12 protein-coding genes are annotated in these 14,559 nt (G+C 39.0%); 3 read left to right on the forward strand and 9 right to left on the reverse strand.

Going from position 1 to position 14,559, the window contains the following annotated elements; genetic code table 11:
* Positions 1–154 precede the first annotated feature (154 nt).
* The 4 genes from HPE63_RS10320 to HPE63_RS10335 all read right to left on the reverse strand — a co-directional run bounded on the left by HPE63_RS10320 (position 155) and on the right by HPE63_RS10335 (position 4,870).
* A complete protein-coding gene (locus HPE63_RS10320; RefSeq protein WP_013994285.1) occupies positions 155–379 on the reverse strand; it encodes a DUF2795 domain-containing protein in 225 nt (74 codons plus the stop codon).
* A gap of 103 nt (positions 380–482) precedes the next feature.
* Complete coding sequence (locus tag HPE63_RS10325) at positions 483–1,067, reverse strand: cob(I)yrinic acid a,c-diamide adenosyltransferase (protein WP_188314185.1); 585 nt, start codon at positions 1,065–1,067, stop codon at positions 483–485.
* Positions 1,068–1,796: 729 nt separating this feature from the next.
* Positions 1,797–3,683: an ABC-F family ATP-binding cassette domain-containing protein gene (locus tag HPE63_RS10330; RefSeq protein ID WP_188314186.1), complete on the reverse strand. Its 1,887-nt coding sequence runs from the start codon at positions 3,681–3,683 to the stop codon at positions 1,797–1,799.
* Positions 3,680–4,870, reverse strand: a complete 1,191-nt coding sequence (locus HPE63_RS10335) for an Lnb N-terminal periplasmic domain-containing protein (RefSeq protein WP_188314187.1) — start codon at positions 4,868–4,870, stop codon at positions 3,680–3,682. Before HPE63_RS10335 ends, HPE63_RS10330 begins: the two co-directional genes overlap by 4 nt.
* A gap of 349 nt (positions 4,871–5,219) precedes the next feature.
* On the opposite strand from HPE63_RS10335, the gene HPE63_RS10340 reads away from it, so the two are divergent.
* Entirely contained in the window at positions 5,220–5,975 is a 756-nt protein-coding gene (locus HPE63_RS10340) for a CDP-alcohol phosphatidyltransferase family protein (protein ID WP_188314188.1), read from the forward strand.
* A gap of 6 nt (positions 5,976–5,981) precedes the next feature.
* Here the strand turns inward: HPE63_RS10340 and lptB are convergent, their stop codons facing one another.
* The 3 genes from lptB to HPE63_RS10355 all read right to left on the reverse strand — a co-directional run bounded on the left by lptB (position 5,982) and on the right by HPE63_RS10355 (position 8,623).
* On the reverse strand, positions 5,982–6,722 hold the full coding sequence (gene lptB, locus HPE63_RS10345; protein WP_188314189.1) for an LPS export ABC transporter ATP-binding protein: 741 nt from the start codon (positions 6,720–6,722) through the stop codon (positions 5,982–5,984).
* A gap of 81 nt (positions 6,723–6,803) precedes the next feature.
* Complete coding sequence (tatC, locus tag HPE63_RS10350; RefSeq protein ID WP_188314190.1) at positions 6,804–7,658, reverse strand: twin-arginine translocase subunit TatC; 855 nt, start codon at positions 7,656–7,658, stop codon at positions 6,804–6,806.
* Entirely contained in the window at positions 7,658–8,623 is a 966-nt protein-coding gene (locus tag HPE63_RS10355) for a KpsF/GutQ family sugar-phosphate isomerase (protein WP_188314191.1), read from the reverse strand. The genes tatC and HPE63_RS10355 overlap by 1 nt, the downstream gene beginning before the upstream one ends.
* 208 nt (positions 8,624–8,831) lie before the next feature.
* Here HPE63_RS10355 and recQ point away from each other — a divergent pair, with 208 nt between their 5' ends.
* The gene (gene recQ / locus HPE63_RS10360; RefSeq protein WP_188314192.1) at positions 8,832–11,027 is read left to right on the forward strand and encodes a DNA helicase RecQ; all 2,196 of its coding nucleotides are present in this window, start codon (positions 8,832–8,834) and stop codon (positions 11,025–11,027) included.
* A 355-nt stretch (positions 11,028–11,382) separates the two neighbouring features.
* Positions 11,383–11,850, forward strand: coding sequence for a fasciclin domain-containing protein (locus tag HPE63_RS10365; protein ID WP_394355019.1), 468 nt, complete (start codon positions 11,383–11,385; stop codon positions 11,848–11,850).
* Positions 11,851–11,915: 65 nt separating this feature from the next.
* Here HPE63_RS10365 and HPE63_RS10370 read toward each other — a convergent pair whose 3' ends face one another.
* Both HPE63_RS10370 and HPE63_RS10375 read right to left on the reverse strand, forming a co-directional pair.
* Entirely contained in the window at positions 11,916–13,247 is a 1,332-nt protein-coding gene (locus tag HPE63_RS10370; protein WP_188314194.1) for a carboxypeptidase-like regulatory domain-containing protein, read from the reverse strand.
* A gap of 174 nt (positions 13,248–13,421) precedes the next feature.
* On the reverse strand, positions 13,422–14,528 hold the full coding sequence (locus HPE63_RS10375; protein ID WP_188314195.1) for a helix-turn-helix domain-containing protein: 1,107 nt from the start codon (positions 14,526–14,528) through the stop codon (positions 13,422–13,424).
* Positions 14,529–14,559: the final 31 nt, after the last annotated feature.

Raw genomic sequence — 14,559 nt, forward strand, 5'->3', positions numbered from 1 at the left:
TTTACTGCCAAATTTACCGAGAATAGGCCTATGGTATTTCTTTACCCTGCGAAGTTAACATTTTGAATAGTAATTCCTCCCTTTTTCTTTTAGCTCTAATGATAATAAAATCATAAAAAAAAGTCTCCGAAGAGACTTTAAATTACTTAACCTATTAATATTCGTCCTCGTTCCAGAGGTAATCTTCTTCTGTTGGGTAGTCTGGCCAAATTTCCTCGATGGACTCATAAATTTCGCCACCTTCCTCTTCCATAGACTGTAAGTTTTCAACAACCTCTAATGGGGCTCCTGTTCTAATGGAATAATCGATTAACTCGTCTTTGGTAGCAGGCCAAGGCGCATCACTTAAATAAGATGCTAGTTCTAATGTCCAATACATGGTCGTAGTTTGATTTTATAATTTTTGCAAAAGTAATTTTTATCTTGACATAGCCAAGATTTTTTGCAATTATTTAGCTTTAATAATTTCTTAACGAAGAAAATCAGGATTTATTAGTCTTTTTTTCAGGAATCCATTTGATTTCTTCCGCTTTTAAATCCTTGGACAACTTTCGTGCCAAGACAAAGAGGAAGTCCGAAAGTCGATTTATATACGACATTACGTTTTCATCAAAAGGCGCTTCCTCAAAAAGCGCTGTGGCCATACGCTCTGCCCTGCGACAAACCGTTCGGGCAATATGACAGTATGACACTGTGGTATGACCTCCAGGAAGAATAAAATGGGTCATGGGCGGAAGTGAATCGTTCATATAATCCATCTCGTTTTCCAACAATTCAATATCAGAGGCATTGATTTTCGGAATATTCAACCTTTCTTTCCCACTTTTTAAGATGGCTTTATTTGGATCTGTGGCTAAAATGGCACCCACGGTAAAAAGCTTTTCCTGAATTAAGACAAGTAGATTTTTGGAATAAGTATCTACCTCCTGGTCACGTATAAGACCTAACCAGGCATTCAATTCATCTATGGTGCCATAACTATCTATTCTGATATTATTTTTTGACACTCTGGTACCCCCAAAGAGCGCCGTAGTGCCTTTGTCACCGGTTTTTGTATATATTTTCATTGATCAATACAGTGTAATAGGTTCAATTCTCTTTTTCATTTCTGTCCTTGCGACGATAATCCTCCATAAATTTTTTAGATTTTCTACTTTTCGATTTGTTCCTGTTGTAAATCAAGAAGAAGAGATATATTATTACCAGTACACCTAAAACCGTATAAATTGGGTATTCCATAATCGTGGACTTAATCTTTCTAATTTAAAGTTACGGGATTATATTCTAATCTTAAAATGTTCCTTAGCCTGTTCTTTCCTAAAAAAAAGGACGCCACAAAAAAATAAATCCACCGACACCGTGACTTTGTCATTCCCTTTAAAAGATTCCCAGTTCTGAGTAGTGTCTTTATTGTGGTGAATATTCCGGATAAACACCATAGTATTATTATGGTATAAGCCTTCTCTTAAAATACGATGAAACAAACCAGAATCGGGCGAACCCATATAAATAATATCTGACGGGTATTGGTTGAATTCAATAGACGGATAGGAATCTTTGACCTTATTCCTGAACTTCAAAAGGTGAGGGGCAATGTCTATGTTATGGGCATTGAAATACGCTATGCACTTAAGTAAGACCCTATCACTTTTTGAGCCCTTAATACCGTAATTCTTATTTAGGCATTTTGTGACAAAATTATAAATGAAGGGTGAGTGTACCCCATGTTGGTTGGTTGCGCTTAACCAAAATCTTAAATAGGAGAGGAAGTGGTACAACATAGATTGATGGATACGTTATAAGTTTTCTTCCATCATGGCCGAAAGCTTAAACCAGCGCTCGGTTTTTGAATCAATAGCTTCCGATATTTCTTTTAGTTCTATTGAGAGGGTATCAATATCCTCACCGGACAAATCGCTAGCCGTAAATCGATTTTGTATTTCTACTTTTTCTCTCTCCAATACCTGTATTTCCCTTTCCAGTGATTTATATTCCTTTTGTTCCAAATAGGATAGTTTGGCAGAACTGCTTGATTCTTTCCAAGAACCCTTTTGGTTACTATTGTCCGGATTCTTATTTTTTTCTTCTCTTCGCTCAATAATCATACTATCCTCATAGGTCCTGAAATCGGAATAATTGCCCGGAAAGTCCTCTATAATTCCTTCGCCCTTAAAAACAAATAAGTGATCAACTATCTTGTCCATAAAGTATCGGTCATGGGATACCACCAAGAGACATCCTGGAAAATCCAACAGAAAACTTTCCAGGACATTCAGGGTCATAATATCAAGATCGTTCGTAGGTTCGTCCAAAATCAAGAAATTCGGATTTTGTATAAGTACGGTACACAGGTAAAGACGTTTTCTTTCCCCACCACTTAGTTTTTCGACAAAATCATATTGTTTCTTCCTGTCAAATAAAAAGCGTTCCAGCAATTGCTGGGCAGAAATTTGCTTTCCTTTTTTTAACGGAATGAAATCCCCAAATTCGCGAATGACATCAATTACTTTTTGACCTTGTTTAACGGTTATGCCTTCTTGGGTATAATACCCTATTTTAATGGTATCGCCAAGAACCACTTTACCTGCATCGGGCTGGTCTATTCCCGATAGGATATTCAGGAAGGTTGATTTGCCCGTACCGTTTTTCCCGATAATGCCTACTCGTTCACCTTTGGTAAAAGTGTAATCGAACTGATCTAAGAGGAGCTTTCCAGGATAGGATTTGGATATTTTATGTAGCTCAAGGATTTTACTCCCTACGCGTTCCATATTGATCTCTAACTGTATCTCATGTTCTTTACGACGCTGATGGGCCTTTTCTTTAATTACCTTGAAATCTTCTATGCGTGATTTAGATTTTGTTGTCCTGGCCTTAGGCTGTCGCCGCATCCAGTCGAGTTCTTTTTTAAAAAGTAGTTTGGATTTATGCTGCTCTACGGCCTCTTGCTCTATCCTAGCTTCCTTCTTTTCGAGATAGTAAGAGTAATTGCCTTTATAGGGATATAGTTTGCCACCGTCCAGTTCAATGATTTCATTACAAACCCGTTCTAAGAAATAACGATCGTGGGTAACCATTAACAACGTCATATTTTCCTTGACAAAATATTGTTCGAGCCATTCGATCATCTCAAGGTCCAGATGGTTCGTAGGCTCATCAAGAATCAATAGATCGGGTCTATTGATCAAGGCATTGGCCAAGGCCAACCGTTTTTTTTGCCCTCCTGAAAGTAGTCCCACCTTAGCATGGATATCCTCTAATTTAAGTTTAAAGAGAATCTGTTTGTATTGGGTCTCAAAATCCCATGCATCATACCGGTCCATGGCCTCAAAGGCTTTTTGGTAAGCTTCTATATCTTCAGGCTGTTCCAAGGCCTTTTCATAGGCGAAAATAACCTTGAGCACTTCATTGTCCGAAGCGAAAATAGTTTCCTCTATAGTCAGATCGGGATTTAACTCGGGATCCTGTTCCAAAAAAGATACGCGTACTCCTTTACGATAATTAACGCGTCCGGAGTCGGGTACATCCTTGCCGGATAGAATATTCAAAATCGATGTTTTACCATCCCCATTCTTCGCGATCAATGCAATCTTTTGATCCTTGTTGATCCCAAAGGAAATATCCTCAAAGAGAATCAGTTCACCATAGGATTTGGCTATATTTTCTACAGAAAGAAGATTCATGCGTAAGAATTAGGGATTTGTTTTCGGTTGTAACGATATAAGTAGACATACCGGGCACTTAGGGCCAATAGTATGGGGATAATCACTGGGGAAAATATCTGAACCTTAAAAATCCAAAGGAGAACTACGGCCAACAACATACCCTGCAACATAAGGATATATTTGGCAATCCATCGTGGTATGGCCTTCTTTCTCCCTACCCAAAATGCTAACAACAAGTTTAAGGGAAAAGCCCAAAGTATGTTAAAGTTATTGGCGGTTGCGGTATGATCTGTCATAAACCATAGATAGAAAATAAGTATTCCTGCGAGCCCTGTTATAAAGAACAAGGCAAAATCCAGTCCTTTGGTTCTCTTATTGTTCCTGTTGTCCATAAATGTGATGAACAATACGATGGTTAGGAACACCAATGACCAAAAAAGTGGCGTTACTAGAAAAATTCCTTTTTGCCCAAGGGGTTCGGGTTGAAATAGGGTAACTTCATTTAACGTCAATGGGTTCGCTTCCAATTTCGAAGTATTGAATTGCTTCATTACGTATATCGGCAAGAACATATGTTCTTTTGGCGTTGCCAAATCATCAATAATCGCCCCAAGCGCTAGGTCAATACCAAAAGCGGACCACGAATTCGTGGGCATATTTTGACGTATGAGTTCACGGTGGGTAAATTGCTCTTGTAGGTAATTTTCATCGAACTTCAACTTTTGGCCATAGACCAAAGCAAGTACGTCCCAGATTTTAGTAGCACAGTTGTTATAAAAGAAATCGTAAGGATAAGCTCTATTTTCGGGAAGATAGTTGTTCTCTAAAAATTGAAACAAGGTATTTCTTTGGTCTTGGGATAGCTGTAAAACTTGTTCTTTCACCCAGCGGTTATCATATTTATACTCCCGAATAAAATTCGTGAACTGCTGTCTAGCAAGCATATAATCCAATTTACCTTTCGTAAAATTTATGTAAAAGTTATCTGAAGTAAAGTCAAAAACGCCATAGTTGTAGACTACGTCAATGCCAATGGCAGGGTCTGTAACCCGAAATGCACTGTGCCCGAATGTGGAATAAAGCTCGTTTCCTGGCCCACAGGTCAAAACGCTGATTTTTGATAATGGGGATAACTCCGGAATTTGAGAAATGCCGAACCTAGATACCAAAAGCAAAATGAAAACCAATGCCCTTTTTAGGCCCATATTGTTTTGTTAGAAATTTTCAGTGGCAAATATCTGAATAAATTGCTTAGCAGGGGTTTTAATGTTAATAGTTCATTAAAGCGAAGATTGAAATCCCATCCCGTCAATATAGTCTCGAATTAAGTATACCGATCATGATGATTGGATTCATATCGCTATTGCAGCATCTATAATCGTGATCGTACAATGAAAAGTATTGCATGAAAATTATTTTAGGTACACTGACTTAAATTCACTTCAATTACCTGTTTTAATATCCGAGTCAGGCTAGATGCCGTTATCCTATTGAATGCCACTTTGCCCTAAAACTTTCTTGAAAATTGTCTTATTTTTACATAAACAACCCATCATGAGACGCCATATCCCCAATTTTATCACCTTAATGAATGTATTCTGCGGCAGTGTTGCTGCGGTATTCGCTGTTATGAACCAATTGGAACTGGCTGTTTTTTTTGTATTCCTTGGGATTATCCTAGATTTTTTCGATGGATTGGCCGCAAGGATATTGGATGTAAAAAGTGATTTGGGCCTTCAGTTAGATTCCTTGGCCGATGTGATTACTTGTGGGTTAGTACCAGGAATTATCATGTTCCAATTATTGGGTATGTCTATGAGCGGCGGATGGAATATGGATATTTCCCCTGAAGCGGCCAATGATACCTTTTGGGTGGGATTGAAGTTGGCTCCCTTACCCTTTGTGGGTTTTTTGATTACATTGGCTTCGGCCTATCGCCTTGCCAAGTTCAATATTGATGAAAATCAGGTAAATTCTTTTATAGGTTTGCCCACACCCGCCAATGCGCTGTTGATAATGTCCTTGCCTTTGATTTTACTATATCAGAACAATGATATCCTCAACAGTATTATCCTAAATCAATGGTTTTTGATCGGTGTTACCCTTTTAAGCACCTATTTGTTGAATTCGAAAATCGAGTTGTTCGCTTTGAAATTCGATAATTGGAGTTTTAAGGACAATTCACAACGTTATATTTTCCTTATCGTGAGTCTGGTGTTGCTTATGACGATGAAGTTTTTGGCCATTCCGGCCATAATCACATTTTACATTTTAAGTTCGGCCGTTGGGCATGTTTCCAGCAGGACTTAGGTATTCCTAAAAATCCAACTTCTTTTTACGCAGTTCGAAGTTTTGACCAAGATATACCTTACGAACCATTTCATCCGCTGCAAGATCTTCTGGGACACCTGATTTTAAAATACCACCTTCGAACATTAAATACGACCGTTCGGTAATCGCTAAGGTTTCCTGTACATTATGGTCCGTTATAAGGATACCGATATTTTTATCTTTTAAGTGGGCCACGATACGCTGAATATCCTCAACGGCAACCGGATCTACCCCGGCAAAGGGTTCGTCCAGAAGAATGAACTTAGGATCCGTGGCCAAGGCCCTGGCGATTTCGGTTCTACGACGTTCACCGCCGGAAAGTAGGTCTCCCCTGTTTTTTCGTATATGGCCAAGTCCAAATTCCTCAATCAGCGATTCCATTTTTAAGTGTTGCTCTTTTTTACTCATTTTAGTCAACTGCAATACACTTAAAATATTCTTTTCGATACTTAATTTTCGAAATACGGAAGCTTCCTGGGCCAGATAACCTATGCCGTTCTGTGCCCTTTTATACATAGGGAATTTGGTTATCTCCGTATCGTTGAGATATATTTGACCTGCATTAGGCTTAATGAGTCCTACGATCATGTAAAAACATGTAGTTTTTCCGGCACCGTTTGGCCCTAGAAGGCCGACTATCTCCCCTTGGTTCACTTCGAGGGAAATACCTTTAACCACCTGTCGCCCCCGATAGGCTTTCATAATATTTTCTGCTCTAAGCTTCATACATGGATTTCAACAATTAAAAACACAAATCCCTCAAATCTAAATCTAAATATATCGGGATGGAATCTTCTTCACGGTTTTTTAACCTTTTTTATTTTGCTTCGCCTTTGCCTTAGCTTCTTTCTTCGCCTCCGATTTCAATACCATTTTTGATATAGAGATACTCACTTGGTATAATATCAATACGGGTACAGCTACAATGATCTGACTGGCAACATCAGGGGGCGTGATCACTGCGGAAAGAATAAGTACGATCACCAAGGCAATTTTTCGGTACTTCTTCATGATTTCCGGAGTCACCAAACCGATTTTGGTTAAAAAGTAAATAAGTATGGGTAATTCAAACAAGATTCCACAAGCGATTACAGATGAACGTACCGTGGCGATATAGGACCCTATATCAAATTCGTTGAGTACCATTTCACTTACCTGATAAGTGCCTAAAAAGTTGATGGATAGGGGGGCGACCACGTAATAGCCGAACAAGACTCCCAAAAAGAACAAAAATGAGGCGACCAATATGAATCCTCTTGAATTCTTACGTTCCTTTTCGTACAATCCTGGACTTATGAATTTCCATACTTCATAAAGGACATAGGGAAAGCCGACAATAAAACCTGCCCAAATGGAGGTCCATATATGGGCCGAAAACTGTCCTGACATTAAGCGGCTTTGAATAGTGAATGGTAACTTTTCCGCACAAAAGGCCGATTCGATTCCAAAGAATGTGGCAATATCACAAAAAAAGCGATAGGTAGGAAAATCCATTTTTGAAGGGCCAAAAATTACCGTATCAAAAATAAACCCCCTCATGACAAAGGCTACGATTCCTATCAGGACAATAGCGAAAGTAGAACGGATCAAATGCCATCTCAATTCTTCTAAATGGTCCAAGAAAGACATTTCATTGGGACTCTTTATCTCGGTTTTTGCCATTATAATATGCCTTCGTTAATTAGGTTATGTAAATGTACCACGCCTTTGTACTCTCCTTTATCCACGGCCAACAACTGTGAAATCCCATTATCCTGCATGAGTTCTAAGGCCTTTATGGCCAGTTTATCGGTTTCGATGGTCTTTGGGGCAAGGGTCATGACATCCTTGGCCGTTAGACCATTTATATTTTCATATTTATTCAACATTCTACGGATATCACCATCGGTAACCACACCTATTAGCCTCCCCTTATTTACGACTGCCGAAACCCCTAGCATTTTTTCAGAGATTTCCACGATAACCTTCCGAATATCGGTATCAACATCAACCTGCGGTTTCATATTGGTTTGCACAATGTCTTCGACGGTAAGATATAACCGTTTGCCCAAAGAGCCTCCAGGGTGATATTTTGCAAAATCCTTGCTACTAAATCCTTTTAACTCCAATAAACAAATAGCCAAGGCATCACCCATGACCAATTGAGCAGTAGTACTGGTTGTAGGTGCTAGGTTATTGGGGCAGGCCTCTTTCTCGATATAGGTATTTAAGACGTAATCGGCATATTGTGCCAAAAAAGACTTTGTATTGCCAGTCATACCTATCAGTAGATTATTTCCTCTTTTAATCAGAGGGACAAGCATTTTTATTTCTGGAGTACTTCCGCTTTTCGAAATACAAATAACCACATCATCGTCCTGTATGGTTCCAAGATCACCATGTATCGCATCGCCAGCATGCATAAAAATGGCCGGCGTACCGGTAGAATTCAAAGTGGCAACGATCTTGGTCGCAATGATGGCACTTTTGCCAATACCGGTGATAACAACCCTTCCTTTTGATTTTAGAATTTTGTTGACCGTTAAGGTAAAATCCTCATCTAGTAGGTGGGCCAAGTTTCCAATGGCCTTGCTTTCGGTCTCAATGGTCTTTCTGGCGATCTTAAGTATGGTTTCGGAATTGTTCAAGGTATATTTGAAGTTAGGGATTGTAATCCTAAAAGAATGTCTTATATTTAAGATTACAAAATTACATAAACTTAATTTTATACAAAGGTTAAGTTTTTATCGATATTCAGGTTGTATTTGTTTCATAAAACAAAATGCCTTATCTTAAATAAATATAAGTAGATGGCTCATGGTCATTGAATTAAGAAAATAAATGGTGGAACACAAAATGGGGCATAGCCAAAATGATCTACACGCCTCGTTAAAAAAATATTTTGGTTTTTCCCAATTCAAGGGTCTTCAAGAAGAGGTGGTTAGAAACGTTGTTCAAGGCAAAAATTCGTTTGTGATAATGCCAACCGGTGGAGGCAAATCATTGTGCTACCAATTGCCTGCTTTAATGCAAGAGGGTACAGCGATCATTGTTTCTCCATTAATCGCTTTGATGAAAAACCAGGTCGATGCCATTCGTGGCATTTCTGATGAACATGGTATTGCCCATGTTCTTAACTCCTCCTTGAATAAGACGGAAGTAAAACAAGTAAAAACCGATATTCTACAAGGCGTAACGAAGTTGTTATATGTAGCTCCCGAGTCATTGACCAAAGAGGAATATATTGATTTTCTCCAATCGGTAAAAGTGTCTTTCGTAGCTGTGGATGAGGCCCATTGTATTTCCGAATGGGGCCATGATTTTAGACCGGAATACAGAAACTTAAGAACCATTGTAAGCCGACTGGGCGACGATATACCGATAATAGGGCTAACGGCAACGGCGACACCCAAGGTTCAGGAAGATATCATCAAGAATTTGGGGATAACCGATGCCAAGGTGTTTAAAGCCTCATTCAATAGGCCAAACCTATTTTATGAAGTACGGCCAAAAACTGCGAACGTAGATGGCGATATTATCCGTTTCGTCAAACAAAATGCCGGTAAATCAGGTATTATCTATTGCTTGAGTAGAAAAAGGGTAGAGGAATTGGCACAAGTCTTACAGGTAAATGGAATAAGTGCTGTTCCCTATCACGCTGGTTTTGATGCCAAAACCCGCTCAAAATATCAGGATATGTTCCTTATGGAAGACGTGGATGTTGTGGTTGCCACCATTGCATTTGGAATGGGTATTGACAAACCTGATGTTCGCTTTGTCATCCACCACGATATCCCGAAAAGTATAGAAAGTTATTACCAAGAAACCGGACGGGCCGGTAGGGATGGTGGAGAAGGCCATTGTTTGGCATTTTATTCTTATAAGGACATCGAGAAGTTGGAAAAATTTATGTCGGGTAAGCCAGTGGCCGAACAAGAAATAGGCAATGCCTTGTTGCAAGAGGTTGTCGCATATGCAGAGACGTCAATGTCAAGAAGAAAATTCATGCTTCACTATTTCGGGGAAGAATTTGATGAGGTCAATGGCCAGGGAGCCGATATGGATGATAATACACGAAACCCAAAAGAAAAGCAGGAGGCCAAGGATGATGTTCTGAAATTGTTGCGAACGGTCCGGGACACCAATGAGAAATTCAAATCGAAAGAGATTGTAAAAACGATCACCGGGCAAATGAACGCTTTGGTTTCATCGCATAAGGCCCATGGTAAAGAGGTGTTCGGGATAGGCTCGGATCAAAGTGAGAATTATTGGATGGCCTTGATACGGCAAATGTTGGTGGCCGGGCTATTAAAAAAGGAAATAGAATTATATGGCATTTTACATGTAACAAAAAAAGGGAAGGATTTTCTAGCCAAACCAAAATCATTCATGATGACCAAGGATCATGAATATAGCAAAGAAAGGGATGAGGCCATTGTAAGTGCCTCAAAAGGCGGTGTTGCCGATGAAAAACTATTAAAGCTCCTAAAATCGCTTCGTAAGAGGCAGGCTGATAATATAGGTGTGCCTCCGTTTGTGGTTTTCCAAGATCCTTCTTTAGAAGATATGGCTTTAAAATACCCCATAACCATGGAGGAAATGCTGAACATTTACGGGGTAGGAGAGGGCAAGGCCAAAAAATATGGGAAGCCCTTCATTGAGGCAATCGCCTCCTATGTTGAAGAAAATGATATTATACGTCCCGATGATTTGGTCGTCAAAAGTACTGGGGCAAATTCGGGATTAAAGCTATACATCATCCAAAATGTGGATAGGAAATTAGGATTGGAGGATATTGCTTCGGCAAAGGGATTGGAAATAGCTGAATTGATCAAGGAAATGGAGCAGATAGTTTATAGTGGCACTAAACTCAATATCGGCTATTATATTGATGAAGTTTTGGACGAGGATCAACAAGAAGAGATTCATGAATATTTTCTAGAGGCTGAAACTGACGATCTTGAAGAAGCAATGCAAGAATTTGAAGGGGAATATGAAGAGGAGGATTTGAGATTATACCGACTTAAATTTATCAGTGAGGTCGCCAACTAGGCCTTGCTATTCAATTATCCCCACAAAGTATTCGTAAAGATAAAGATGATTAGCAAGTTAAAGTCTGATCATAGGCTTTCTTTAAAAGCTTAATACCCAACTTCAATTTATTTTCAACCTGTTTTATATGCAAAGCGACACCCTAATTTTAATATTGTTTAACTAAAAAGCAAAAAAATTAAACAAAAATTATGATTTGGCTGTTCGAATTACCCCTACATTTGATGAAATCTAAAAAAACAATGTTATGAAAATGATTAAAATTTTTACCGCTATTGCCTTTGTTGGTTTCATGTCATCGGCTAACGCCCAAGATGAGATAGCTCTAAACGCTACCGAAAAATCAGTAGTTGAAATGCCAAAAAGTCTTGAAAACGCTAATACCATTGTCGGTGTGGCCGCCAGTAACGAAAATTTTACAACCTTAGTAACCGCTGTAAAAGCGGCAGAATTGGTAGATACGCTAAACAGTGAAGGGCCTTTTACCGTTTTTGCCCCAACAAACGATGCATTCTCTAAATTACCTGCTGGTACCGTAGAGAGTCTTCTAAAACCTGAAAGTAAGGCAGTACTTACCAGTATTTTAACCTACCATGTTGTTGCCGGTAACTTCGATGCCGCTAGTGTTATTGCCGCTGTTACCGAAAATGGAGGAAAATTTACTGTAAACACCGTTCAAGGTGGGGAAATAATTATTTCTTTAAATGATGGAAAGGTTATGTTAACCGATGAAAAAGGAAACAGCTCTACGGTCGTAATGGCCGATATAGAGGCTTCAAATGGGATTATACATGCCATTGACGCCGTAGTAATGCCTGAATAATAAAGTTTCCCCCAAATAAAAACGTCCTGACAATGCTGTCAGGACGTTTTTTTTTCACAATATGGCTAGGGAGCAGGATTACCGCTACTCGACTTAGACTTTTCAAGTTGCCGTTGTATTTTTTTTATAGCCGATTCTATTGATTTTTCAGGTTCAATAATGTTATACTCACCCCAAAAGTCAGGATCTGAAAAACCAATAGCCTCATCTTCCAAAATTATGGAGGTTTTGATTCTTTCCCTTGATTTGGGCATTTCGTTAGTGAGATTCTTTTCCCAATCGGTAACGGCCATTTCACAGGATAGGCTATAGACCGAGTTGAACAATTTTTTGTCCCAATTGATCTTAAATTCCAACATTACGTTACTATATCCGTAGTACCATTTGCCATCTTTTTCCCGATAATCTACCCTATAGGCGACTTCAGTAGGCCAAACTCTTGCATTAGCGGGTTTTTTACGGACAAATAATCTAGCTGCCTCATACCTATTGGTGATGTTCAAAGAATAAATAGCACTGGTAAGAATCTTTCGTTCGGCATCGATATATAGCTTGCCTTGATATAATTGTTCTTCTATATGGGGTTTTTGGCTAAAATTAACGATATAAATCTGCCGTTCACCTACGCGGGTCATACGGTCAAATCTAAAATTGTAATTATCCAGGGATTTTTCTGCGAAAATATATTCAGGATACTTCATGATATCTACATACAAGGCATTGAAAGGCCCCCCTTGCAATTTTAAGGCAACGGTATCAAGTTTGCTGTAGTCCGTACTTTTCCGTGCTTTGAACAATTCTACGCCATCCTTTCTGTTAGACGAATATGGGGTTTTGTAAATGTTTACAACTGCTTCGGAAAGGGAGACATTTTTCTTTCTTCTTTTTATCGTTTCACGATAAAAGGCCGTCATCACGGTTGGGTCCTGAAAATAGTTCTGTCCCCTTTTATTCAAGGTTTCACGCACTAAGGCTTCTGCATTTTTAGGAATACTTAAACTTACCTCCCCCAAAGCTTCTACAAAAACATCCATATAGATATTAGTATCCTCTTCCTTAAATTCTGAGAGGGGCAAAGTTTTGTTCTTATAACCTAGGAAAGCTATAGTAACGTTGCCTTCGGTTATAGATGAAGGAACTTTAAGGGCAAATTCACCTTCAGTATTTGAAATCGTGCTAATATTGGTACCTTCGACCGCCAAGGTGGCAAATACCAACGGTTTTTTGGTGTCTGCATCCATTATTTTCCCCTTATATTGCTTGTAGGTTATTTCTTGTTCCGGTGCATCTTGATAAAAGGCAGATGCCTTTGGCAAACCTACCGCTCCGATGAAGACCAGCACGAATAAAAAGGAGTTGAATCTCCTTATTGACCTTGGAAAACGATTCTTCTTCATGTTTGTTTGATTTAAGTTTAAGCCTATTTTGAGCTTCTACAAGTTAGTGATAATTAGTCTTAATTCGTTGTTAAATATTGCTTTAAACCACTATAGGAAGCCCTTATAAATTAATATTGATTCCAGTAAATTTATAAACATCGACATTTTTTTTGTCGTTGACAATGATTTTTATCAGGAAGCCTCCATATGCTTGATATAATTGGTCGGGGTATTGTTCGTAAACTTCCGGAATGCCTTATAAAAGGAAGCCCTATTGTTGAAACCAACATCATAGGCAATATGGTCAATGGTCCTATTGCGCTCTGTGTTTTGCAGCAATAGGTTTTTAGCTTCTTTGATCCGGTATTGATTCACAAAATCAAAAAATGAAAGGTTAAAATGTTCATTGATGATTTGTGAGGTTTGGTTTCTTGAGAGATTGAGAGTTTTGGCCACATCATCCAATCTTAGCTCATGATTCAAATAGGGTTTTTCCGATTGCATGGTCTGCAAGAGCTTTTCCTTCATTTCAAGTGACAAGGCAGGCGACAACCCGGTTTTCCTATACTTAATGAATGGCAGAACTTCATGGATACTTTTGCCCTCGAAAACATCTGGCTGAACGAAACCAAAAAAAGCCAACATAGCAATGAAAGCAGTAATGGCGAGATCTACAAGGTAGTCATAACTCGGATCCATAAGTTGAAATCGCACCAAAAAAATATAAAGGGCGAAAGCAAATACAAAACCAAGATAAGAACCCACAAACCACTTCAGCCATACGTTCTCACGGAACCCTATCCGCTTTTTTTTCCAAAAGGTAAGGTAGGTGAGAAACCCGTAGAAGAACATGATCGCGATGACAATCCAGATGGTATAACCAGGAAAAATGGCGATTTCAAAGATTTTGCCCTCTTCTACCGCCATGAGTTTATCCTGGGTCGATAAACGATAAAAAGGCCATAACATACCGATAGTGATCATCGGGGGTAGCAAAAACAGCATATCATAGCGTTTAAAACGGCTTTGGTCTATGATGTTTCTGACGTAAATAAAGACCAATGCGCCATATGCCGTCCACAGTGGAAAATGGGCGAGGTTCAAATGTACGAAAGGAATTTTCTGGATATCACCCGACCAACGCAGACAGTTATTCAGCAATTCAAAGGCAAAAAGCAAGGTGTATACCCCTAATACCGTATTCGAAAATCGATTACCCTTGTGTTTTAAAAAAAATAGAAGGGATAAAACGACGCCCAAAAAAGCGAAGAAAAGGAACAACAATATTATCCAGTTCATAAATGTCCTTCATTAACAGGTAGTTATAAAG

The organism is Maribacter arenosus (genome assembly GCF_014610845.1).
GTDB classification, from domain to species: Bacteria; Bacteroidota; Bacteroidia; order Flavobacteriales; family Flavobacteriaceae; genus Maribacter_A; species Maribacter_A arenosus.

What these genes read in the sequence shown, in the direction of transcription:
- HPE63_RS10320 (WP_013994285.1), bottom strand. Translation starts at nt 379, where the DNA reads ATGTATTGGACATTAGAACTAGCATCTTATTTAAGTGATGCGCCTTGG.
- HPE63_RS10325 (WP_188314185.1), bottom strand. Translation starts at nt 1,067, where the DNA reads ATGAAAATATATACAAAAACCGGTGACAAAGGCACTACGGCGCTCTTT.
- HPE63_RS10330 (WP_188314186.1), bottom strand. Translation starts at nt 3,683, where the DNA reads ATGAATCTTCTTTCTGTAGAAAATATAGCCAAATCCTATGGTGAACTG.
- HPE63_RS10335 (WP_188314187.1), bottom strand. Translation starts at nt 4,870, where the DNA reads ATGGGCCTAAAAAGGGCATTGGTTTTCATTTTGCTTTTGGTATCTAGG.
- HPE63_RS10340 (WP_188314188.1), top strand. Translation starts at nt 5,220, where the DNA reads ATGAGACGCCATATCCCCAATTTTATCACCTTAATGAATGTATTCTGC.
- lptB (WP_188314189.1), bottom strand. Translation starts at nt 6,722, where the DNA reads ATGAAGCTTAGAGCAGAAAATATTATGAAAGCCTATCGGGGGCGACAG.
- tatC (WP_188314190.1), bottom strand. Translation starts at nt 7,658, where the DNA reads ATGGCAAAAACCGAGATAAAGAGTCCCAATGAAATGTCTTTCTTGGAC.
- recQ (WP_188314192.1), top strand. Translation starts at nt 8,832, where the DNA reads ATGGGGCATAGCCAAAATGATCTACACGCCTCGTTAAAAAAATATTTT.
- HPE63_RS10365 (WP_394355019.1), top strand. Translation starts at nt 11,383, where the DNA reads ATGCCAAAAAGTCTTGAAAACGCTAATACCATTGTCGGTGTGGCCGCC.
- HPE63_RS10370 (WP_188314194.1), bottom strand. Translation starts at nt 13,247, where the DNA reads ATGAAGAAGAATCGTTTTCCAAGGTCAATAAGGAGATTCAACTCCTTT.
- HPE63_RS10375 (WP_188314195.1), bottom strand. Translation starts at nt 14,528, where the DNA reads ATGAACTGGATAATATTGTTGTTCCTTTTCTTCGCTTTTTTGGGCGTC.